Genomic DNA, 25,196 nt, shown 5'->3' on the forward strand with positions numbered 1-25,196 from the left:
GATGAACCACGCATTGGATTCCAAGGACCGGAGAGCCGTGCTGGAACGAGCGGTCCGGACGATAGGAGAGATGCAGGCGAAACTGGATGCACTGGAACGGGAGAAGCGGGAGCCCATCGCAATCATCGGAATGAGCTGCCGGTTTCCGGGCCAAGCTACGAGTCTGGAGGCTTATTGGAATCTCCTGCGGGACGGGGGGGACGCCATTCGCGAAGTGCCGCCTGATCGATGGGACATCGACGCTTTCTACGATCCCGACCCCGATTGCCCAGGGAAGATGTACACCCGCATGGGCGGCTTTCTGGAGGAGGTGGATAAGTTCGACGCGTATTTCTTCGGGATGTCTGCACGCGAAACGCTGAAGACGGATCCCCAACAGCGGTTGGCAACGGAAGTGAGTTGGGAGGCGGTGGAAGATGCCGGCATCAATCCCAAGGACTTATCTGGAGCCCAGATCGGTGTGTTTCTCGGTATCACGAATAGCGACTATGCCCGGGTTGTGGAGCGTGCAGGTCTCGAATCCATCGATGCGTACCACCTTACCGGTAACTGCCTCAACTTCGCTGCTGGCCGGATTGCTTATCTGTTCGGATTCCACGGACCGGCGCTTGCTGTGGACACAGCCTGCTCGAGTTCCGGGGTCAGCGTGCATCTTGCCTGTCAAAGCCTTCGCAACCGCGAATGCAATACGGCACTGGCAGGCGGCGTAAACCTGATCCTGTCGCCCGAGATCAGCATCACGTCCACCAAAGCGAGGACCCTTTCCCCCGATGGACGCTGCAAGACCTTTGACGCCAGCGCCAACGGTTATGTTCGCGGAGAGGGCTGCGGAATTGTCGTCCTGAAGCGTCTCTGCGACGCGTTAGCGGACGGAGATCGCATTCGTGCCGTGATTCGCGGTTCGGCGGTGAATCAGGACGGTGCAACCAGCGGGATTACGGTCCCTAATAAAGCGGCGCAGGCGGAGGTACTACGCCAGGCGCTGGAGCGGGCCGGCATCGAACCGAACCAGGTGGACTATGTCGAGGCCCATGGAACCGGGACGACTTTGGGAGATCCCATTGAAGTGCGGGCCTTGGCTGCGGTCTACGGCAAGAGCCGGTCTGTGGACCGGCCGTTGATCATCGGTACCGCGAAGACCAACGTGGGCCATCTCGAATCCGCCGCCGGCGTCGCGGGGTTAATCAAAACTGTGCTTTCGCTCGAACACGGCATCATTCCTCCCCATCTGCATTTCAAAAAGTTGAATCCCGCGATCTCGCTTGATGACATACCTGCCGTGATACCCGTTCAGCCGATGCCCTGGCCAGGGACCAACAAGGCCCGCATGGCCGCGGTCAGTTCTTTTGGTGGGAGCGGAACGATTGTCCATACGATTGTGGCGGCAGCCCCGGAAGCGTCACCCGCAGTGGAGCGGGACTTTCGAACTTCGCAGATCTTCTGTCTGTCGGCGAAAGATCCGGGAGCGTTACATACGCTTGCCGACCGGTATGAGCGCCGGCTCGCGGATCACCCGACGGATTCGCTCGCGGACATTTGTTACACCGCAGATGCCGGGCGGGCGCACTTCAATCACCGGCTCGCAATCGTAAGCTCGAGACCTGAGGAGTTGCGGGAGCGCCTGACCGCGTACCGCGCCGGCGAGGATTGTGCAGGGCTGTCGCACAATAAGTGTTCTGGAGATCAGAAGCCCAAAGTAGCGTTCCTCTTCACCGGGCAGGGCGGTCAATACGTCAACATGGCTCGCAAGCTATACGACGGCGAGCCGATCTTCAGGGAAATCCTCGACCGGTGCGATGAATTGCTACGGCCGTACCTGCCGAGATCGTTACGGTCGGTGCTATACCCGGAGAAGGGCGAGTCCACGCCGCTGGACGAGACCCAATACACGCACGTGGCAATGTTTGCTGTGCAATACGGGCTGGCAGCGTTGTGGCGTTCGTGGGGCGTCGAGCCTTCGCTGGTCATGGGTCACAGCGTGGGAGAGATCGTGGCCGCCACGGTGGCCGGACAGATGAGCTTCGAGGACGGACTCAAGCTGATGCGTGAGCGTGGCCGCCTGATGCAGAGCCTTCCCGCGACAGGGATGATGGCGTCGCTCATGGCAGATGAAAAACGTGTAGCGAACGCCATCTTGCCGTTCCGCGATCGCGTATCGATCGCCGCAATCAACGGCCCGGAGAGCACCGTGATTTCGGGCGAGCGTCTGGCGGTGGAGGCGATCCTAAGGCAACAGGAGGACGCGGGCACAGTGGTCAAAGTCTTGAAGGTGTCCAATGCCTTTCATTCGCCGCTGGTTGAGCCCGTGCTGGCGGAGTTCGAAGCATCGGCAAAAGAAGTCCAGTACTCAGCCCCGCAACTTCCGCTGTTCTCCAGCATGCGGCTGGAGATGGTGGGCCGGAACAACCTGCTGGATGCTTCATACTGGCGGCACAATCTCCGGAACACGGTGCGCTTCTCCAGCGCGATCGGAAAGCTTTACGAACTAGGCCATCGCATGTTTGTGGAGATGGGCCCCTCACCGATCCTGGTCAGAATGGGAAGCCAGTGCGTGCCGGTCGGAGAAGGCACCTGGCTCCCTTCTCTTCGAGAGGATCGCGACGACGGGCAACAGTTGCTGGAAACCCTGGGGCAGCTCTATGTCAACGGCGTCTCCGTAAACTGGCTTGGTTTCTACCAAAATCGCCGAGCCCGGAAAGTAACGCTTCCGACATATCCTTTCCAACGCGAGCGGTATTGGGTTGATTCTCCCCCATGCTCTCCATCGCGTGTGGGCGGTGCAGCGGCGCAGACCACAGCGACAGGACACCCTCTGCTGGGCTTCCGGTTGCGTTCCGCAGTTCCCGTCTTCGAACTGGAACTGAGCGCAGCGAGTATTCCGTTTCTCGAGCAGCATCGCGTCTTCGGCAAGTCGGTACTCCCCGCTACAGCGTACCTGGAGCTTGCGATGGCCGCAGCAGCGGAGACGTTCGATAGCCGCCAGTGTGTGGTCAAAAACCTGGTTCTGATTCGGCCTCTGATATTGCCGGAAGGCGAGCGAAGAACGATCCAGATGGTCATGAACGAAGTTGAGCCTGGTGCCTCTACCTTCCAGATATTCTGCCTCCAAAGGAAAGACAAAAAAAACGATGGCGAATGGGTGCTTCACGCCACCGCAGAAATCTCTAGGGTGGCATCTGGCGACAGCATGCAGGAGCCGGGCAACATAGCTGAAATTCAACGTCGGTGCAATCAGAAGGTAGAGGCAGAGACCTTCTATGAGTCGCTGCGCTTGCGAGGACTTGAGTTTGGGTCAGATTTCAAAGGACTCGTAGGGCTGTGGAAACGAGACGCGGAGGCGATCTGTTTGATTCAGGCCGCCGATTCGTTATTGGCTGGAACAGAGCCTTATCACATTCATCCAGCGTTCCTGGATACATGCCTCCAGCCGGTTGGGGCGCTGCTGCCGAATGCCGCTGCTTTGGATCGCGGCGCTCAGATGTATCTGCCTCACCGGCTGGAAACCTTCAGGCTATTTCTCCCCCCCCCGTACCGGGTGTGGTCTCATGTCACTCTTCGCCACAGTGGGGGAGACGATAACGACGCGGTTACCGCAGACATCGACGTGCTCAACAGTGAAGGGCAGAAAGTTTGCGAAGTTCGCGGTCTGGTTCTACGGCAGGCACGAAGGGGCGACATCATCTCCTCGGAACAGGAAGACCTGCAGGAGTGGCTTTACGAGCTAGCCTGGGAAGAGACACCTCCCAGCATTGCAGCGGTTGCGCAATCTGCCGGCTTCCTTCCTGGTCCCGCGTGCATTGCGCGAGAACTGCAGGCACATTCCCACCAATATCGCCAGGACCAGGGCCTGGAACAGTTTGCTTCCCTGCTCCCGCAGCTGGAGGCGTTGAGCACGCAATACTTCCGGCAGGCGCTGGCGGACTTGGGCTGGAACGCTCAGCAAAAGCATTGCTTCACGACGGAGTCGATAGCCCGCGACCTGCGCATTCCGCTACGGCATCACCGCCTCCTAGCCCGAATGTTCGAAATCTTAGCCGAGGACGGCTATGTTGCGCAGGAAGGCAGCGAGTGGAAGGTATTGCGAACCCCGGCCCGCACAGAGCCAGAGGGAGAACTCTCAGTTCTGTTGAAGCAATATCCCGCTTGTTCTACAGAGTTGACATTGACCGGACGGTGCGGCCGGCAATTCGCCAAGGCCATGAGGGGCGAAATTGAAGCGCTGGAACTGTTGTTCCCTGACGGATCATTGAGCGACATCGAAAAACTCTACAGGGACTCACCATATTTTTCCTTCTACAACCAACTTATTCAGCAGGCGGTGTCGGAGGCTGCGAACAGACTCCCGGCTGGGCAGCGCCTACGAATTCTGGAGATCGGCGCGGGCACCGGAAGCGCAACTTCCTTTGTACTTTCGAAACTGTCGCCGGAACGGACAGAGTACGTCTTCACGGACATCTCGACTTTGTTCATTTTCAAAGCGCGGGAAACGTTTGCGGCCTATCCGTTCGTGAACTACCGGGTTCTGGACATCGAAAAGAATCCGTCGGAGCAGGGCTTCAGCCCGCATAGCTTCGACATCGTGATTGCGGCTAACGTGCTGCACGCGACGGCCGATTTGCGCCAAGCGCTCGAAAATGTCCAAACGCTCTTGCGTCCTGAGGGATTACTGTTGCTGCTCGAAGCCACGCGGCCACTGCGATTCGTGGACATTATCGTCGGTCTTACCGAGGGTTGGTGGCGGTTCACGGATAAGGAGATCAGGTCCTCTCACGCACTGCTCTCCGAAGAAAAGTGGCGCGATCTTCTTAGCGCACGCGGCTTCAGCCAAGTGGCGGTTTCTCCGAAGCGGGATGGAGAAGATGTGCTCTCGAATCAGAAGGTGATCATGGCACGCGGGTCTCACGTCGTGCGGAGTAGTGAAGAACGTAAGCCGAGCGAGGCCGTTACGGCCAAGCGGAGGAAGTGGTTGGTAGTGGGCGATGGGAACGGCGTGGCAAGCCGCGTGGACAAGGTGCTGAAGTCACGAGGAGAGGAATGCACTCTTGTTCCCTCCGGAACCGATCTCGAAGATCTCGAGAGGCTTCTAGCGTCGTCCGGGAGCAGGGATGAATCGCACCCGGACGAAGTCATCTGCTTGTTGTCGGTCAGCGACACCTCGATTCCCTCCGATGAGTGGCGAGCCGTGAAACACCGTATTCGAACGGGGTGCGAGACGCTGCTTCACCTCGTGAATGTCCTCGTGTCTGGAGGAAGGCCCCAGACAAAGAATCTTCGGATCGTAACGCGCGGAGCCCACCCCATGGATTCCGATACTGGCTTAGCGCCGCTGCACCAGTATCCGGTCGCGGCGCTAGGGAAAACGATCGCGCTCGAGTATCCCGAACTTAACTGCACCCACGTCGATTTGGACCCGGCCGGTGCCGCCGACGAAATCGAGGAACTGCTCGAAGAGTTTAGCGGCCGTGACGGCAACAAGGAGCACCTGGTAGCGTTTCGCGGGCGACGAAGGTTCGTGATGAGGCTCGTTCAAAGCGAAGCCGCTTCCCGCGAGGCTGCCAGAACTCCGGGTGGGGACTTCAAACAGCCGCATCAACTGACAATCCCTTCTCCGGGGGTCCTGGACAATCTCTGTCTGAGCGTTTTGGAACGGCGAGCACCGGGGATGGGAGAAGTAGAGATCGAAGTCCACGCTACAGGCCTGGGTTTCAGGGACGTGTTGATAGCCCTGGGTCAATATCCCGGGACGTCGCAGACCCTCGGGTACGAATGCGCGGGAAAGATCGCGAGAGTGGGGCCCGGTGCCGCGCCGTTCCATGTCGGACAAAGGGTAATGGCGGTGGGATCCGGAAGCTTCAGTTCCCTGCTGACGATTTCAACTGATCGGATCGCCCTTATTCCGGAGCGATTTTGCTACGAAGAGGCAGCCACCATTCCGAGCGCGTTCCTGACAGCACACTACGCCCTCCACCGGCTAGCTAAGATTTCGGCCAGCGATAAGGTTTTGATACATGCGGCCGCAGGCGGTGTCGGTCTGGCCGCCGTACAGCTGGCACAACGCGCTGGCGCGGAGGTTTTTGCAACCGCAGGCACTCCGGAAAAACGGGCCTACTTGAAGTCACTGGGAGTGGCGCACGTGATGGATTCGCGATCACTCGATTTTGCAAGCGAAATCATGGGCATCGCAGGAGGCCACGGAGTGGACGTGGTACTCAACTGCCTGACCGGGGATTTCATCCGGCAGAGCTTCTCGGTGGTTACCGACGTCAATGGCCGGTTCCTGGAGATCGGGAAGACGGGCATTTGGGATGAGACCCAGGTAGCACAGTTAACCGGGAACCTGTCCTATTTTCCGATTGACCTCGCGTTGGAATTCGAGAAGAGTCCGGGACTGGTGCGAAGCCTCTTCGATGAGCTACTGCCGGATTTTTCAAACGATCTGCTGAAGCCGCTGCCCTGGAAGACATTCCCCATTAGCGAAGCAGCTGGCGCGTTCCGTTTTATGGCCCAGGCCAGGCACACGGGAAAGATCGTGTTATCTCACCCGAGTGGTGGAGAGTTGAGGACGAGGGAGGTTCCATCCGACGCCGACGGAAAGATCGTTCTAACGCCGGATGGGACGTACCTGATCACCGGAGGCATGAGCGGGCTTGGTTTGCTGGCTGCGCAGTGGATGTTCGAACGTGGTGCGAGACACTTGGTCCTCATGGGACGACGTGTGCCTTCGGAAGCAGCCGTTGCTGCGATACGAGGCATGGAGAAGAAAGGCGTCCAGATCACGATCGCAAGGGGTGACGTTGCCGACCGCGCCTATTTGGCCGGACTCTTCGCGAGCTTCGGCAATTCGCTACCTCCTTTGCGAGGGATCGTGCACTCCGCCGGAACACTCGACGATGGAGTGCTCCCCCAGCAGACTTGGGAGCGCTTTGAGAAGGTGATGGCGCCGAAAGTGGATGGCGCATGGCATCTTCACACTCTGTCGCAGGATCAGCCATTGGATTTCTTCGTGCTCTTTTCCTCGGCGGTCTCAATGCTCGGATCGGCTGGCCAGGGGAGCCACGTTGCCGCATGCGCGTTCGAGGACGCGCTCGCGCATCACCGGCGCAATATCGGACTGCCAGCACTGAGCATCAACTGGGGACCCTGGGCTGAGATCGGCGCTGCGACCCAGGGCACGGTGAATGAACGACTCCGAACGAAGGGATTCCGCCCCATCGAATCGCGGCAGGGCCTCCGCATTCTTGATCAGTTGATGTTGCGGGACCGTGTACAGGTGGGAGTGATGTCGGTGAACTGGCGACAGTACAGCGATTTGATTACACCAGAACACCGTTCCATGTTGCTGTCGAAGGTCTGCACCGCGGAGGTGCGTCTGGAGAGCGAACCGCAGAAAGTTGCGCAACCTCCTTTGCTCGAACGGCTCCGGCATGCGCCGGCGAAGAAACGCCGCCAAACCCTCGAGGCGCATATTCGCGACCAAGCCATCAAGGTGCTTGGACTGAGTCCCTCGTTCAAGCTCGACCTGAACCAGGGACTAGCAACATACGGGATGGACTCCCTGATGACTATCGAGTTAAAGAACCGGCTCCAGGTGAGTGTCGGAAAAACGCTATCGTCCACAATCGTCTTCGACCACCCCACCGTTGTCGCACTGGTGGAGTATCTCGAGCAGCATGTCCTGCAGGAGATGGAGGATTCGAAGGAGGCATCGCACGCAACGAAACTGCACGAGCAAAACGCCGGCCTGATCGAAGTTACGGAACTATCGGAAGAGGAGGCCGAGGTCATTCTGGCGAAAGAACTGTCCAGATAGACCTTGAGAAACCATGGACTCATACCCGCAAACCCCAGACCAGCTTTCGACGGTGAAAAGAGCTCTCGTAGAGCTGCGGCAACTTCGAGCCAAGCTCAAAGAGGCGGAGCGCGTTCGCGACGAACCCATCGCGATAATCGGAATGGGATGCCGCTTTCCGGGTGGAGCCAACAATCCGGAGTCGCTCTGGCGGATGTTGTGCAACGCGACTGATTGCATCCGTGAAGTCCCTCGAGACCGCTGGGACATCAACGAATTCTTCGATTCGAACCCCGACGCCCCAGGGAAAATGTCCACGCGGTGGGCGGGCTTTCTGGACGATGTTGCTCAGTTCGATGCGGATTTCTTCGGAATCTCTCCACGCGAAGCAGCGAGCCTCGATCCGCAGCAGAGGCTGTTCTTGGAGGTGTGCTGGGAAGCTCTGGAACATGGCGGCCAGTCGCCCGAAAAGCTGCAAGGCAGTTCGACCGGGGTATTCCTCGGCATCGCCAGCAACGACTATGCCCAGCTCCAGATGCAGTTCGGAGACCCAGCCCAGATCGACGCTTATTTCGCGACCGGAACGTGTCACAGCGTGGCTGCCGGACGGGTGGCGTACACGCTTGGCCTTCAGGGACCGGCGCTCGCGATCGACACGGCGTGCTCGTCCTCGCTTGTGGCCGTCCACTTGGCATGCCAGAGTCTCCGCCTCGGGGAATGCCGGATGGCACTGACGGGTGGAGTGAACGTTATCCTCGCGCCAGAGCTTCTGATCAACTTCTCCAAATCGCACATGATGGCAGCGGACGGCCGCTGCAAGACATTCGACGCGTCAGCGGACGGGTTCGTGCGCGCTGAAGGTTGTGGAGTAGTGGTGTTGAAGCGCCTGGTGGACGCAGCGGCGGATGGCGACAACATCCTGGCGGTGATTCGCGGCACCGCTGTGAATCAGGACGGCCGGAGCAGTGGTCTCACTGTTCCCAATGGTTCTGCACAGCAAGAAGTCATCCGTGACGCTTTGCGGAACGCAAGCGTGGTCCCGAGCGAAGTGGGATATGTGGAGACGCACGGCACCGGAACTTCGTTAGGCGATCCGATCGAGGTGCACGCGCTGAATGCAGTGTACGGCGAAGGGCGATCGACAGAGTATCCCCTTGCTCTGGGATCGATCAAAACGAACTTCGGCCACTTGGAGACCGCGGCGGGCATCGCCGGGCTTCTTAAAACCGTGCTAATCCTGCTGCATGGCGAAATTCCGCCGAATTTGCACTTCAAAAATCCGAATCCGCACATCGCCTGGAACGATATGGCGGTCTCCATTCCTACGGTTCGTATGCCATGGCCGGCGAATTCCGGCCGGCGCATCGCGGCCGTGAGCTCTTTCGGCTTCAGCGGCACCAACAGTCACCTCGTAGTAGAGAGCGTCGAGGGAGTACCGACGCTACTTCAAGCCGATGACGCGGACGATCCCCGCGCCAAGGACAATGCCCTTCCGTTGAAGAAGCGGACGCATGATGTATTGACTCTTTCTGCGAAGACGAGTGGAGCGTTGCAGGAGAGCATCGTGCGTTACGCGGCACACTTGGGAGAACATCCTGAACTTTCGTTTGCGGATGTGTGCCACACGGCGAATTCGGGGAGATCGCATTTCGAGCATCGGTTTTCGGTGGTGGCTGCCTCCTCTGAGCAATTGCGGGAAAGGCTGGCCGCGTGTGCCGAAGGCCAGGATCCGGTGGGCGTCTTCCAGGCACATGCGGATCTGACTCGCCGCCCGGAGGTGGTTTTTCTTTTCACCGGGCAGGGCGGCCAGTACCTGAACATGGGACGGTCTTTCTATGAGAGCGAGCCTGTCTTTCGCGAGGTGGTGGATCGTTGCGACGAGTTGCTGAAGCCGCATCTGGCACGATCGCTGCGTTCGGTGCTCTATCCGCCGCCAAGCGAGACGACCCCTTTGGACGAGACCGAATACACGCATGTGGCGATGTTCGCGATCCAATACGGCCTGGCGCAGTTGTGGCGGTCCTGGGGAGTGGAACCCGGCATGGTGATGGGCCACAGCGTGGGGGAGATTGTGGCAGCGACGGTGGCCGGGATGATCAGCATGGAAGACGGGTTGATGATCATGCGGGAGCGCGGGCGCTTGATGAGCAGCCTTCCTCGAATCGGTCTGATGGCGTCACTGATGACGGGGGAACCAGAGGTGGCCAAGGCGCTGGAGCCATATCGCGACCGGGTCAGCATCGCGGCCTTGAACGGTCCGCAGAGCACGGTAATCTCCGGAGAGCGGACGGCGGTCCACGAAGTGTTGCATCATCTCGAGGCGCAGGGAGTCAAGACCAAGCCGTTGAAGGTATCGAACTCGTTTCACTCGCCGCTGGTGGAGCCGGTGCTGGAGGAATTCGAGCGAGCGGCGGCGCGAGCCACCTATCGCGAGCCGGAGATCCCGCAGTTCTCCAGCATGCGGTTGAAATGGGTGACTGGGGACGAGCTATTGGACGCCGCCTATTGGCGCCACAACCTGAGGAACACAGTGCGCTTCCACGATGCCATCGCAGCCGTGTACGAGCAGGGCTACCGGGTATTTCTGGAGATCGGCCCCTCGCCCATCCTGGTCACCATGGGCGCACAGTGTCTCCCACAAGGCGATACCCTCTGGCTTCCCTCCCTCCGCCCAGACCGCGATTGGGAACAAATCATGGAAACTCTCGGCTCCTTGTACGTCAACGGCACAAACATCGACTGGAATGAAGTCAATCGCTCTCACACAGCCAGGAAAGTCATGCTGCCGACCAATCCGTGGATCCACAAACAGTTTCTGCTGCCAGCAGCCAGAACACGGCAACGAGGGTTCAGAGAGGCGGAGAAATCGCGGTGGCAGGATTCTCTCACTGCCACCGCGACGCAAGCCCGGCAAGTCCCGATGGACCTGCGGCTGGAGAGTTACGATGCGAAGTGGAGCGCGCTCGACGGGCTGACCAGGGCCTGTATAGTTCACACGCTCTCCACGTTGGGCGCGTTTCGAACGCCCGACGAATCATACACGCTCGACTCATTGCTCGTTGACTTCAGGATTCTCTCCACATATCGGCCTCTCATTGCGCAATGGCTGAAGACCCTGGCCGCCGAAGGAATATTGTTCGAGTTCGGCAATGCCTGGTGCGCTCCAATGGGGCTTGCCAGCGATCTTGAATCGTCTTGCCATCTGGCGGCCGCACAATTACAGGACGTTCCCTTCCTACTCAAGTACATGCGCCGGTGCGGCGAGATGGCGCCCGCCATTCTAAGGGGTGATGCGTCAGCCCTCGATATCCTTTTCCGGGGAGGTTCGCTCGAGCTGGCGGAAAGCATTTACGAACACTGGGCCCTCTCGCGTTACTTCAATGGAATCGTCCGCTCGGTCGTCGAATCGCTCGTTAGGACGTTGCCGCAAGGTAGCCAGTTGCGGATTGCTGAGATCGGTGCAGGTATCGGGAGCGCGACTTCGGCGGTGCTGCCGGTGCTGCCGGCAAACCGGACACTTTACTCCTTCACCGATGTCTCGAAGTTCTTTTTTGATCACGCGCGCGAAAAATATAAGAAGTATCCTTTCCTTCGCTTCGGGTTGCTGGACATCGGGAAGAACCCGGACGAACAGGGCTTCGGGGAACACACCTTCGATGTTGTGGTGGCCTGCAACGTACTGCATGCCACCCGAAATCTGGACGAGACGATTAACAACGTTGCGAAGCTCCTCGCCCCCAGTGGCGTATTGGTGCTATGCGAAGTAACCAGCCCGAAATCGTGGATCGGATTCTCCTACGGCCTAATGGAGGATTGGCACCGGTGCAACGACGAATTGCGCCAGGACGGCCCACTACTGCCGCGAGAGAAGTGGGAGAAACTACTTGGCTCGCATGGGTTCGAGGATATTGCGTCGTTTCCGGAGGCTGGGTCGCCGGCCGAAATCCTGGGACAGCACTGCATAGTGGGGCGGGCGCCATCCGCGTACGCACGGGGGTACGACGGACACGCCCCGTGGATGACAGACGATCCGCCGGACGCGCATTTGGCAGCTGCTGACGAGAACTCGAACCGGAACTCGAAGGGTCGCGCAGCGGAGTTCCGGCACGCGCTTCGCCTGTCCGGTCCTGGCGAACACCGCGAACTGTTGATGGAATTCGTCCGGAGCCACGTCATGAAGGTTCTGCGGCGCGACCGTTCGGACCCGATCGAAAGGCGCCAACGCCTCATGGATCTTGGCTTCGACTCCCTGATGGCTGTGGAACTGAGAAATGCCTTGAGCTGGGAGTTGGAATTGCCTCAGACGCTTCCCGCGACACTTATCTTCGATTACCCGAACGTGGAGGCGATCGCCGAGTATCTTGCCTCCCAAGTTCTGACGCTGGATAACGTCTCGTTGGAAAAGGAGACCGCGGACGCCCAGCAGAGAACGTTCGGCCAGAGCTCGGCCATTCGGCAAGTACCGCTCAATATCGAAGATTTGTCGGATGAAGAAGTGGAAAGGCTCTTGGTTGAAAAGTTGGGAACGATCTAACGATTTAAGGGGAACAGGAGACGCATTGTGAACGGGGATCCCACAGGGAGTCCACTCTCGCCGATCAAGCAGGCTTATCTCAAGCTGAGCGAAATGCAGGCGCGACTCGACGCGGCCGAGGCAGCGCGGTGCGAGCCCATCGCCATCGTCGGGATGGCCTGCCGCTTTCCAGGCGGCAACAACGATCCGGAGTCGTTCTGGCAGTTCCTGCGTTCGGGAGGAAACGCGATCCGTGAGGTCCCCAAAGACCGATGGGACATCGACGCGTTCTATGATCCCAACCCCGGAACGCCTGGGAAGATGTATACGCGAAACGGAGCCTTTCTGAATCGGGTAGACCTGTTCGACCCAAAGTTCTTCGGCATCGCGCCGCGCGAAGCCAGTCGGATGGATCCGCAGCAGCGCTTGCTCTTGGAAGTCGCCTGGGAGGCCCTGGAGCGCTCGGGAATCGCGCCAGACAGTTTATCGGGCAGTCGAACCGGTGTTTTTACCGGTGTCTGCACGAGCGACTATTCAGATTTACAAGTTCGCAAATTGGATGTTACGAAACTGGATGCCTACCACGCTTCCGGCATTGCACACAGCATGGCGTCGGGCAGGCTCTCCTACGTTCTGGGGTTGCAGGGACCGTCGATCACGATCGATACCGCCTGCTCGTCCTCACTGGTAGCAGTGCACCTGGCCTGTCAGAGCTTGAAACGAGGCGAGTGCAGGCTCGCCCTTGCAGGCGGGGTAAACGTCATGCTCTCCCCCGACATGTTCATTGCGTTGTCGAGGGCTTCGATGCTGGCTCGTGACGGCCAATGCAAGACCTTCGATGCTTCGGCCGACGGTTACGCGCGCGGAGAGGGTTGCGCGATCGTCGTGCTGAAACGCCTGTCGGACGCTCGTGCAGACGGCGATCACATCCTGGCCCTTATTCGTGGTAGCGCAATCAACCAGGACGGCCCGAGCAGCGGACTCACGGCACCCAATGGCCCCGCTCAAACGTCAGTGATTCGCGACGCCTTGTCCAACGGAGGCGTGGAGCCGGGACAGGTGAGCTACGTGGAGACGCACGGGACGGGCACCGCCCTCGGAGATCCCATCGAGGTGCAGGCGCTTGGAGTGGCTTATTGCCAGGGCCGAACGCACAGCAATCCTCTACTCATCGGCGCGCTAAAGAGCAATATCGGTCACCTGGAGGGAGCGGCAGGAGTCGCAGGCCTGATCAAGCTGGTCTTGGCAATTCAAAACCGAGAGATTCCGCCGAGCCTGCACGTCAAGAATCCCAATCCATTCATCCCGTGGGAGGGACTGGCCGTGAAGGTAACGACTCAACCGACTCTATGGGACGCTGCCGGTGGCACGCGCATGGCAGGATTGAGCTCGTTTGGATTCAGCGGGACGAATGCTCACGTTGTCGTCCAGGAAGCTCCCGTGCCGCAGGCCGTGCGAGCCGGAGTAGAGCGCCCGAAACACCTGCTGACGCTTTCCGCGATGACCGAGGAGGCGCTGCATTCGCTTGTCAAAAAGTGCCATGAGTATTTGGAGTCACACTCGGATGATGCCATCAGCAACATATGCTACACCGCGAATTCGGGCCGGGCGCATTGGCCACACCGGATGGCTGTTTCGGGAGAATCGACAGCCGAGATGTGCGCAAAGCTCCACAAAGTCGCTTTCGGCGACGCCCTGCCGGCTGGAGTAATCAGAGGGCAAAAGAAAACTTCGGAGCCGCTGAAGCTGGCGTTTCTGTTCACCGGCCAGGGTTCACAGTTTGTCGGAATGGGGCGAGGGCTGTATGACACCCAGCCAGGATTTCGAGAAGCGATTGACCGGTGCAACGAGATCTTGCGGGATGAGCTTCAACCATCGTTGCTCGACGTGTTGTACCCGGCGCCGGGTGAGATCTCGCTACTGGATGAGACTGCCTTCACGCAGCCTTCGTTGTTTAGCCTGGAGTACGCGCTTGCGCAATTGTGGCTCTCGTGGGGAATCCGCCCCGCTGCGGTCATGGGTCACAGCGTTGGAGAATATGTCGCCGCCTGCGTCGCCGGAGTCTTCAGTCTCGAAGATGGCCTGAAGCTGATTGCGGCCCGTGGCCGGCTGATGCAGCAAAAATGCGAAAAGGGCGCGATGGCTGCAGTGGCTGCGGAAGAAGGACTCGTGGCCGCCGAAATGGAAGGCTATCGCAGGGATGTCTCGATCGCAGCGTTCAACGGCCCGGGGAACACTGTCATTTCGGGGCGAACTGAAGCAGTAGAAGAACTCCTCGCGAAGTTCGCCCGGGACGGCATCAAAACTAAACGGCTCACCGTCTCCCACGCGTTCCATTCTCCCCTAATGGAGCCCATGCTCGAGGACTTCAGAAAAATCGCGGAAACCGTGAAGTACGTTGCGCCCCGCATTCCTCTGATCTCGAATATCTCAGGGCAGATGGTCGCCCCTCATGAAATTCCAGACGCCGGCTACTGGATGCGTCACGTCCGCCATCCAGTAAACTTCTCTACCTCGATGAAGACGTTGCAGCACAAAGGGTGCCAGGTGTTCCTGGAACTAGGGCCAGCTCCAACATTGTTGGGGATGGGCGCAAAGTGCTTGCCCGAGGGCTTGGGCACGTGGCTCCCATCGCTCCGCAAAGGACGCGACGACTGGCAGCAGCTATTGGAGAGCCTGGCAACGTTGTACGTCCACGGAGCCGACGTGGACTGGAAAGGTTTCGACCGCGATTATCAACGGCATCCTGTTGTATTCCCCACGTATCCATTCCAGAGGACACGGTACTGGATCGATCTTCCGGAAGGAGCGGCTGCAAAGAACGACACCGCAGATTCGCAACTCAAGACCCTCGGACATCCACTGCTGAACCACCGCATCGATTCGCCGTTCCTGAAAGACATCCTGATTGAATCACTGATTTCGACAGCGGGGTTGCCGTGGCTAAAAGATCATCAGGTTTTCGGCGCGACTGTCTTCCCCGCCACCGCGTTTCTGGAGATGATTCTGGCGGCAGCAACAGAGGCCCTCGGATCCTACGCGTTCACCATCCGCGATATGGATATTCGCGAGGCAATGGTCATCGAGGATGAAATGATCCGGAAGGTTCAGATCTCCATCAAGTCCGAAGACGGAGAAAAAGCGTCCTTCCAACTCGCCAGCGTCGCCATCGGCGAGCCGGGTGCGGGTTCGAAGTGGAAGGTTCATGCGGCAGGCAGGCTTCACATAGAAGCACACGCGAAGCAGGAACGCGGGAGTACCGAATCACTGAACGACGTAAGATCCCGATGCTCGAAAGAGATTCCCATCGAGACTTACCACGGTCAGTTTCAGGCTTTGGGAATGTATCTGGGGCCTAGCTTCAAGGGTTTGCATAGGTTGTGGATCGGCACGAATGAAGTCCTGGGCGAGGTACAACTCGTACCGGAGATCGCGGCAGAAGCGCAGTTTTACCGAATCCACCCCGGACTATTGGATCCGTGCCTCCAGCCGTTTGCTGCCGCGGCGTTGAGTATCGAGGAACTCGCGTCAGGCAATGCCATCTATATGCCGGTGGGAGTGGCCAGTTATACGGTCTATCGGGACCCCGGCGAGAAGTTGTGGAGTCACGTGGTTGTTTCGCGGGGTAACGGAATGACACACTCGACAAACTCTCTAGAGGTCGACACCTTAGTTTTCGATTCCGCTGGCGCGCTCGTCGCGGAGCTGAGGGGACTATCGCTACGGCGAGTGGATCGACACGCACTCACAAAGCTCCAGGAGGAACCTCTTCGAGACTGGCTGTACGAAATGAATTGGAAAGTCGTGCCGTTGCAGCAGGAAGCGGGGCGCGCCGGGCCTACCACTGTCGCTAACCCTCTCGAAATCGCCGGGGAGCTTCGCGTTTATGCCGCACAGCATCGCGGTGATGCTGCGCTGGCCGAGTTTGCGTCTCTATTTCCGCAGCTGGAAAAACTGAGTACGCAATATGTCTGTCGAGCTCTTGGGCAATTAGGCTGGAGCATTCAGTTGCGTGAACGTTTCACGACAGAAGCGAAAGCTGCCGACCTGAGAATTCCTGAAAAGTACCTGCGGCTCTTCGCGAGAATGTTGGAAATGTTGGCAACCGACGGCCTTCTTAAGAGAGGCCATGGGGGTTGGGTGGTCTGCCAACTCCCTTACGCTAAGGAAGACGAAGTCTCCGGCGATGACCTCCTGCGACGATACCCGGATTGCTCCGCTGAGCTGAAGATGGCGATCCGGTGCGGAGAGCATCTGGCCGAGGTCATCCGGGGAGAGTGTGAGCCGCTGGGTCTGCTCTTTCCCGACGGTTCCACGCAGGATATCGAAAAGCTCTACAGCGATTCACCGTTCGCGCGTTTCTACAACGGGCTCGTCAAGACCGCGGTTCAGGCTCTTCTCGCAAAATTTTCGCCCGAACGGCCCCTGAGGATACTCGAGATCGGCGGGGGAACGGGGAGCACCACGGCCTCTGTACTGCCTGAACTTCCTTCCGGACATACCGCATATGCGTTCACGGACGCCAGTCCTCTGTTCTTATCAAAAGCTCGGGAGAAATTTGGCGAGTATCCGTTTCTCAAGTACGAGCTTCTCGACATCGAGAAAAATCCGTCCACGCAGGGCTTCGACGCTCATTCGTATGACATCATAGTTGCCGCGAATGTACTGCATGCGACGCAGGATCTCCGTCAGACACTCGCGAATGTGCAGACGCTCCTCGCCTCCGAAGGTTTACTTCTGCTCCTCGAAGGCACGCAGCCGCTTCGTTTCGGCGACTTGATCGTCGGACTCACCGACGGGTGGTGGAGGTTTACCGACACAGAGCTGCGCCCTTCGCACCCGCTGATATCTGGACGAAAATGGCAGGAGCTTCTGGCAGACTCTGGATTCAGCGATGTAATTATTAGTCCCGAAAGCGACGGCGTCCTTGCGAATCAGGCGTTAATCCTTTCACGTGGACCTCGTGCCGCGGCCACGCAGACTCAGTCGCGTGGGCTCGCCGGACAAGAGAGTCGTCCGTGGATCATCTTTGCGGACCGCGGCGGACTCGGAGAGAGCGTTCGTGCCTTTCTAAGAAAAGGCGGCGAAAACTGCTTGACTGTAACGCCGGGAGAGGAGTTTGAAAAACTGGTTGATGCGAGCTATAAGATCAACGTCAGTAACCCAGATCACTTTCAGCGGGTGATGCGCGAGGCCGCTCTGGCGCATGGGCCCTCGATCGAAAAAATCGTCTATCTATGGCCGCTCGATATTCCAGAAGGCCGGATCGACAGCTGCGACGATTTGAACGCGCGTATCCAAAACGGATGCGTGACCTTGCTCCACCTGGTAAAAGCGCTGGAGCAGGAAGGGATCAAGACGGGCGGCCTATCGATTGTCACCCGGGGCGCGCACTCGATTGATCCATTCGCCGGCTTGGTCTCGCTCTCACAGGCTCCTGTGTCCGCCGTGGGAAGCACCATCGCGCTGGAATACCCCGAACTGCCCTGTCGCAGAATCGACTTGGATCTCGACCACTCGCCAGGTGAAGCGAGCGACCTCGTCGCAGAACTTCGAGCTGGAAGTGAGGACTTAGTTGCCTTTCGTCACGGACTCCGGCATATAGCGCGGCTGAACCGTGCACTTTTGAATGCTGCTCCGATAGATCAGGGCGGCGGAGCCATTTCCCGGCCGTACCAGCTGCAGACATTATCGCCGGGGCTTCTGGACAATCTCGCACTCCAACCGTTGGAACGTCGGAATCCTGCACCTGGGGAAGTAGAGGTCTCGGTCAGGGCGACGGGCTTGAACTTCCGCGATGTCCTGATCGCGATGGGACGATATCCAGGCGACTCGCAGGTGTTCGGCTACGAATGCTTCGGCAACATCGTCGCTCTGGGCGAAGACGTTCATCATCTTCATCTAGGGCAGCGGGTAGTGGTGCTGGGTCCGGGAAGTTTTGCTTCTCATATAACGGTCCCGGCCGATCATGCCGTGCCGGCGCCGAAGTCTCTCAGTGATAACCAGGCGGCGGGCATTACCAGCGCATTCCTTACGGCGCACTATGCACTCTGCTATTTGGGGCACATAGGCGCCGGCGACCGAATACTCATTCACGCTGCGGCTGGAGGCGTGGGGTTGGCGGCAGTGCAACTGGCACAAAGGGCGGGAGCGGAGATATTCGCAACCGCCGGCAGCCCGCAAAAGCGGGAGTACCTCAGATCGTTAGGTGTCGCTCACGTGATGGACTCACGATCTCTCGATTTCGCCTCCGAAATCGAACGGGCAACTGCTGGGGAAGGTGTTGACCTCGTGCTTAATTCCCTCGCCGGAGAGTTCATCGAGAAGAGCTTCTCCGTGCTGGCGGTAAACGGCCGCTTCCTCGAAATCGGGATGACCGGAATCTGGGACCAGGATCGAGTCTCGCAACTGAGCCGGAACATTTCCTATTACCCGATCAACCTCGCGGCGACTTTCCGCGAGGATCCGCAACTCATCCAAGGTCTCATGGCAGAGCTGATGAAGGACTTCGAAAACGGCCTTTTGAAACCTTTGCCCGTAACTGTATTTCCCATGGAGCAGGTCACGGATACCTTTCGATACATGGCCCAGGCGAAGCACATCGGAAAAATTGTCCTCACACATCATGCTGCGCCGTACGTACGACGGAAGGTGGACACGGGAGCACGGAAGACTAACACGTTCGACCCGGATGCCAGCTACATGATCACCGGCGGATTGGCAGGGCTGGGTCTGCTGACGGCGGAATGGCTGGTACGGGAGGGCGCCCGTCACTTGGTCCTCACAGGCCGAAGCGAACCTTCCACGCAAGCACTTGAAATAATCCGCGCAATGGAGCGCGAGGGTGCCCAGGTGTTGATCGCCCCGGGCGATGTCTCTGATCGCAATCATCTCGAACAGGTCTTTGCAAAGTTCGGTAGCGCGCTACCGCCGCTCGTAGGCATAATCCATTCCGCGGGCGTTCTCGATGATGGCGTTCTTCTGCATCAGAACGGCGAACGCTTCCGCAGAGTACTTTCCCCAAAGGTCGCGGGATCGTGGCACCTTCACGAATTGACACAGCACCTACCGTTGGACTTTTTTGTTATGTTTTCCTCGGCGGTATCGTTGTTAGGTTCGGCGGGTCAAGCCAACCATTCGGCTGCCTGCGCCTTTCAAGATGGTCTTGCCCACTACCGCCGTGCGCTGGGATTGCCGGCTTTGACCATTGACTGGGGACCATGGGCCGAAGCAGGCGCCGCAACACGGGGCAACGCTACTCAGCGTGCGCGGTTGAAGGGCTTTCAATCCATCCAGCCGGAGCAGGGATTCCGCATCCTCGCGCGCCTGCTGGAGCAGGCTCCGCCGCGAATCGGGGTCATGTCGGTGGATTGGCGTCAATACTCCGATTCCTTTTCCCGCGGATCGAATTCGACACTCCTTTCCGAGCTCAGCCGTCCGAGATTCGCCGCTGCCTCAAAGTCTCAAGAGAAAAAAGAATCGTCTCAGGCGGTGATACAGCGTTTGAATGGAGCCCCGCCCACCAAACGGCAAACACTATTGACCGATTATGTGCGGGCGCAGGCGATGAAGGTACTTGGTCTCGATCCCGCATCCCCGATCGATTCCGACCAACCGCTGAATGATCTTGGCCTCGATTCCTTGATGGCGGTGGAGTTGAAAAGCCTATTGAGTACCGAGCTAGGGGTTGCGCGAACCTTGCCCGCCACTCTGGTATTTGACTACCCGACTATAGCTGCACTTACGACCTATCTTGCCGAAGAGGTCTTCATGTGGGGCAGCGCATCGGCGCCCAAGGTAGAGACTTCGCCAGAAGAAACTCTGGCCGGGATTTTGGATCGGATCGAAGGTCTTTCGAATGAAGAAGTCGATCGCGTCTACAGCGAGGAATAAATGATTTCACAAGAGCAGAAAGCGGACTAAATACGATGAGCGATTTCCTCGACAGGATCTCCAAACTACCACCTAGAAAACTGGCTCTATTGGTCAAAGAGCTTCAAGACAGGTTAGAGTCACTCGAAAAAGACAAGCGGGAGCCTATCGCCATCGTCGGTATGGGCTGCCGATTTCCCGGCGGTGCCGATAGCTCGGAACAGTTCTGGCGACTTCTCCGCGACGGGGTAGATACCATTTCCGAGGTTCCTCCGGACCGCTGGGATCTCGATTCGATTTACGATCCGGAACCCGGGAAGCCTGGAAAGATATGCACCCGTTACGGTGGATTTCTCGGCTCTGTCGACCGGTTCGATCCCCTCTTCTTCAGCATTTCGCCGCGGGAAACGGCCAGCATGGATCCGCAACAGAGATTGTTACTGGAGGTTGCCTGGGAAACGTTGGAGAATGCAGGCCAATCGCCAGAGAAATTGGCAGGCTCGAAGGTCGGCGTTTTTGTCGGAGCCTGCAACAGCGACCATTTGCGGCTGATGTCCGAGTTGGACCCTGAGCAACTGGATATGTACCTTGCTACGGGAGCCTCGCATTCGATCATCCCTGGGCGGATCTCGTATTTCCTGGGTCTGCACGGTCCCAGCATCTGTTTGGATACGGCGTGTTCTTCTTCGCTGGTCGCTGTTCATCTCGCCTGTCTCAGCCTGCGCACGAGGGAGTGCAAGGCGGCGCTGGCCGGTGGTGTAAGCCTCATGCTCGCGCCTGATTCGACCATCATGTTCTCGCGATCAGGGTTGCTGGCAAAGGACGGTCGCTGCAAAACCTTCGATGCCGCAGCCGACGGCTACGCACGGGGCGAAGGCTGCGGTATGGTGCTGCTGAAGCGACTTTCCGACGCGCTCGCCGATGGCGATCGGGTTATGGCGGTGATTCGAGGTTCGGCAGTGAACCAGGATGGCCGAAGCGGCGGAATCACGGCACCGAACGGGCTGGCGCAGCAGGCCGTGATCCGTGAAGCACTGGCTGCGGCACACATAGAGCCGCACGAAGTAGACTACGTCGAAACGCACGGCACAGGCACGTCTCTGGGAGATCCAATCGAAGTCGGCGCACTCAGTGCGGTTTACGGCGATGGCCGTACGAAGAGCGATCCGTTGTATATCGGCTCGGTCAAAACCAATATCGGCCACACGGAGGGTGCGGCCGGGATTGCCGGTCTGATGAAGCTGGTTTTGTCCCTGCAATCCCGGCAGATACCGCCGCATCTCAACCTCAAAACCCTCAACCCCTACATTCAGTGGGATGAGATCCCACTCGAAGTCCCAACGCAGTTACGACCGTGGCCGGCGAGAACCACGCCGCGTGTCGCTGCGGTCAGCTCGTTCGGCTTCAGCGGAACGAACGCTCACATCCTAGTCGCCGAATACCCCGAGCCGAGCGAGGCCAATACAAAAGCGCAGCGGACGCATGATGTATTGACTCTTTCTGCGAAGACGAGTGGAGCGTTGCAGGAGAGCATCGTGCGTTACGCGGCACACTTGGGAGAACATCCTGAACTTTCGTTTGCGGATGTGTGCCACACGGCGAATTCGGGGAGATCGCATTTCGAGCATCGGTTTTCGGTGGTGGCTGCCTCCTCTGAGCAATTGCGGGAAAGGCTGGCCGCGTGTGCCGAAGGCCAGGATCCGGTGGGCGTCTTCCAGGCACATGCGGATCTGACTCGCCGCCCGGAGGTGGTTTTTCTTTTCACCGGGCAGGGCGGCCAGTACCTGAACATGGGACGGTCTTTCTATGAGAGCGAGCCTGTCTTTCGCGAGGTGGTGGATCGTTGCGACGAGTTGCTGAAGCCGCATCTGGCACGATCGCTGCGTTCGGTGCTCTATCCGCCGCCAAGCGAGACGACCCCTTTGGACGAGACCGAATACACGCATGTGGCGATGTTCGCGATCCAATACGGCCTGGCGCAGTTGTGGCGGTCCTGGGGAGTGGAACCCGGCATGGTGATGGGCCACAGCGTGGGGGAGATTGTGGCAGCGACGGTGGCCGGGATGATCAGCATGGAAGACGGGTTGATGATCATGCGGGAGCGCGGGCGCTTGATGAGCAGCCTTCCTCGAATCGGTCTGATGGCGTCACTGATGACGGGGGAACCAGAGGTGGCCAAGGCGCTGGAGCCATATCGCGACCGGGTCAGCATCGCGGCCTTGAACGGTCCGCAGAGCACGGTAATCTCCGGAGAGCGGACGGCGGTCCACGAAGTGTTGCATCATCTCGAGGCGCAGGGAGTCAAGACCAAGCCGTTGAAGGTATCGAACTCGTTTCACTCGCCGCTGGTGGAGCCGGTGCTGGAGGAATTCGAGCGAGCGGCGGCGCGAGCCACCTATCGCGAGCCGGAGATCCCGCAGTTCTCCAGCATGCGGTTGAAATGGGTGACTGGGGACGAGCTATTGGACGCCGCCTATTGGCGCCACAACCTGAGGAACACAGTGCGCTTCCACGATGCCATCGCAGCCGTGTACGAGCAGGGCTACCGGGTATTTCTGGAGATCGGCCCCTCGCCCATCCTGGTCACCATGGGCGCACAGTGTCTCCCACAAGGCGATACCCTCTGGCTTCCCTCCCTCCGCCCAGACCACGACTGGGAACAAATCATGGAAACCCTCGGAAGCCTTTACGTCAACGGGGTCAACATCAACTGGATTGAAGTCGATAAGAACCATTCGCGCCGGCGGGTAGTTTTGCCAGCTTATCCATTCCAGCGAGACCGATTCTCTCTCGACTCTTCAGCGCATCCATCTGCAAGCAACCGTGCGTTGATCATCAGCGTTCCCGTAGGCAAGGAGAGGCTGCAAGCTGCGGCGCAGAAAGGAGTGTCGTTGCGAGCCGAATGGTCCGCTTCGCCCGACGAGGGTGGATTTGGTGTAGTGCGCCTTCTCGACGAGCACAATAATATTGTTGCGGAAATCGCCAGCGGCCAACAAAGCCTCACTCGATCGCGGGAGAGCAAAGAAGAAAAGGAAACGGGATTCAAGGATTGGCTCTATGAAGTTCAGTGGGAGCCGCAGCCGCCTGAAGAGACCAGGGCTTCTGCACACACTCCCACAAAGAAGTGGCTGATCTTTGCCGATTCTCAAGGATTTGGTGCTTCATTGGCCTCATTACTCAAATCGAGCGGTCACGATTGTGTTCTGGCGATGGCGTGCAGTCCAGGGGCGGATTCCGACGCTTCGATATTCACCGCAGATCCCTCGCGACCCGAAGAGGTACAGCTCCTGTATCGCCGGATCTGCGAGGCCCACGGTTCTTCCTGGGATGGGATCGTCCATCTCTGGAGCCTCGACTCTCCGCCCAACGATCACCTGACAATTGATACGCTCCGGGAGGCACAGACCAGCAATTGCGGCAGCATTCTGCACCTGATCCAGTCGCTGAAAAACGCCACAAGCGTCAAAGTGCCTCGGATGTGGGTGGTCACGCGGGGTGTCCAGCCAGTTGGATCACATCCAGAGCCAGTCGCAGTGGCGCAGGCGCCCCTCCGCGGACTGTGTCGAGTCGTCGCTATGGAGTATCCCGAACTGCGGTGTATCGGCATCGATCTGGATCCACTCGACTGCGAGCAGAACGTTGTCTCGCTACATCGCGAATTGTTCGTTACGGACAATGAAGACCAGGTCGCCTTTAGAAAAGGAGTTCGCCATGTCGCGAGGCTGAGGCGTGCCAGTCTTGGCACAGCGCCTGCCCCGCACGCAACTGTGTACAATCCCGACGGAACATATCTGATAACCGGAGGATTCGGGGACCTCGGTATATACGTTGCGCAGTCGATGGCGCATGCGGGTGCTCGACACCTCATCCTGATGGGCCGTCGTGGTGCTTCCGCCAGCGCGGACGAACAGATCAAAAAGATGCAGGAAGCCGGCGTTGAGATAACACAGTTCCAGGGCGACGTTGCCCGGAGAGAGGATGTTACCGCGCTTCTCGCTCAGATTGATGGTTCAATGCCGCCGTTGCGGGGAATCATTCATGCAGCGGGTATCTGGGAAGGCGGCGTCATCCTCCAGCAGGACTGGGATCGGTTTGTCGGCGTTCTGGCTCCGAAGGTTCAGGGAACGTGGAACCTCCATGACCTCACACGTTCAATGGCGCTCGACTTCTTCGTATGTTTCTCGTCCGGAGCGTCCGTACTCGGAGCTGCCGGCCTCGGCGACTATGCGGCGGCGAATGCTTTCCTGGATGCACTCGCGCACTGTAGGCAAGCCATCGGCTTGAAAGCTGCGAGCATCAACTGGGGGCCGTGGGCCGACTTGGGAATGGTGCGCAGCGTGACCGACCTCGATGCAAGCCGCTGGAGTGAACACGGCATGAGCACGATTCCACCGGACGTAGCTATTAGGGCGTTGGAGGAGGTAATAAGGCAGGGGACCGTGCAGATTTCCGTATTGCCCATGAGCTGGGTTCAGCTCGAGTCTGCAGTTCCGTCGCTGGGGCGTTCCCCGTTTCTCAAAGAGCTAGTCGCGAGGGCGCCAGAAAAAGGCGAGCGAGCCCCCGCCGGAAAAAACTCGTTGAGCCCCGAACTGCTCCGGGCCATGGATCCCGCGCAGCGGCGTCAGACGCTCACTAACAAACTTCAGGCGGAGGCGGCGCGAGTGTTACGGCTTCCCTCCGCTGAGTTCGATGTGACGCGTCCGCTGAACCAGTTTGGCTTGGACTCCCTGATGGCACTCGAACTGAAGAATCGTATGCAAACCCAATGGGGCATAGCCGTACCGCTGGTTAGTATTTTGAACGGGCCTTCCGTAACGAACCTGGTGTCAATACTCGAGACACTGGTCGAAGCCGCGGAAGACCCTTCTGACGGCGTACCGGCCAATGGCTCGCGAGACGGACTCACCCGGAACGCAATTGACAGCGAGTCGGCACACCAGCTCCTGCACCGGCTGCCCGAGCTCTCCGACCAAGAGGTCGATTCGCTTCTCAAGCAGATGGCTAACTTGAGTTAGGCTGAGG

The 25,196-nt window shown here is 58.8% G+C and carries 4 protein-coding genes; all 4 read left to right on the plus strand.

What is annotated here, in order from left to right:
• Nucleotide 1: 1 nt before the first annotated feature.
• From RBB76_RS03095 to RBB76_RS03110, 4 genes are read left to right on the plus strand one after another with little or no spacing between them, the layout of a single operon-like run.
• Nucleotides 2–7,810: an SDR family NAD(P)-dependent oxidoreductase gene (locus RBB76_RS03095; RefSeq protein ID WP_429628877.1), complete on the plus strand. Its 7,809-nt coding sequence runs from the start codon at nucleotides 2–4 to the stop codon at nucleotides 7,808–7,810.
• A gap of 13 nt (nucleotides 7,811–7,823) precedes the next feature.
• Nucleotides 7,824–12,323 (plus strand): beta-ketoacyl synthase N-terminal-like domain-containing protein, encoded by a 4,500-nt coding sequence (locus tag RBB76_RS03100; protein WP_429628876.1) that lies wholly within the window; start codon nucleotides 7,824–7,826, stop codon nucleotides 12,321–12,323.
• Between the two features lie 27 nt (nucleotides 12,324–12,350).
• On the plus strand, nucleotides 12,351–20,195 hold the full coding sequence (locus RBB76_RS03105) for an SDR family NAD(P)-dependent oxidoreductase (protein WP_429628875.1): 7,845 nt from the start codon (nucleotides 12,351–12,353) through the stop codon (nucleotides 20,193–20,195).
• Between the two features lie 35 nt (nucleotides 20,196–20,230).
• The gene (locus tag RBB76_RS03110) at nucleotides 20,231–25,189 is read left to right on the plus strand and encodes a type I polyketide synthase (RefSeq protein WP_429628874.1); all 4,959 of its coding nucleotides are present in this window, start codon (nucleotides 20,231–20,233) and stop codon (nucleotides 25,187–25,189) included.
• The last annotated feature ends 7 nt before the right edge of the window (nucleotides 25,190–25,196 follow it).

Origin of the sequence: Tunturiibacter psychrotolerans (assembly GCF_051013365.1) — a bacterium.
GTDB classification, from domain to species: Bacteria; Acidobacteriota; Terriglobia; order Terriglobales; family Acidobacteriaceae; genus Edaphobacter; species Edaphobacter psychrotolerans_A.

Coding starts and splice junctions, on each gene's coding strand:
- RBB76_RS03095 (WP_429628877.1), top strand. CDS start 2: ATGAACCACGCATTGGATTCCAAGGACCGGAGAGCCGTGCTGGAACGA.
- RBB76_RS03100 (WP_429628876.1), top strand. CDS start 7,824: ATGGACTCATACCCGCAAACCCCAGACCAGCTTTCGACGGTGAAAAGA.
- RBB76_RS03110 (WP_429628874.1), top strand. CDS start 20,231: ATGAGCGATTTCCTCGACAGGATCTCCAAACTACCACCTAGAAAACTG.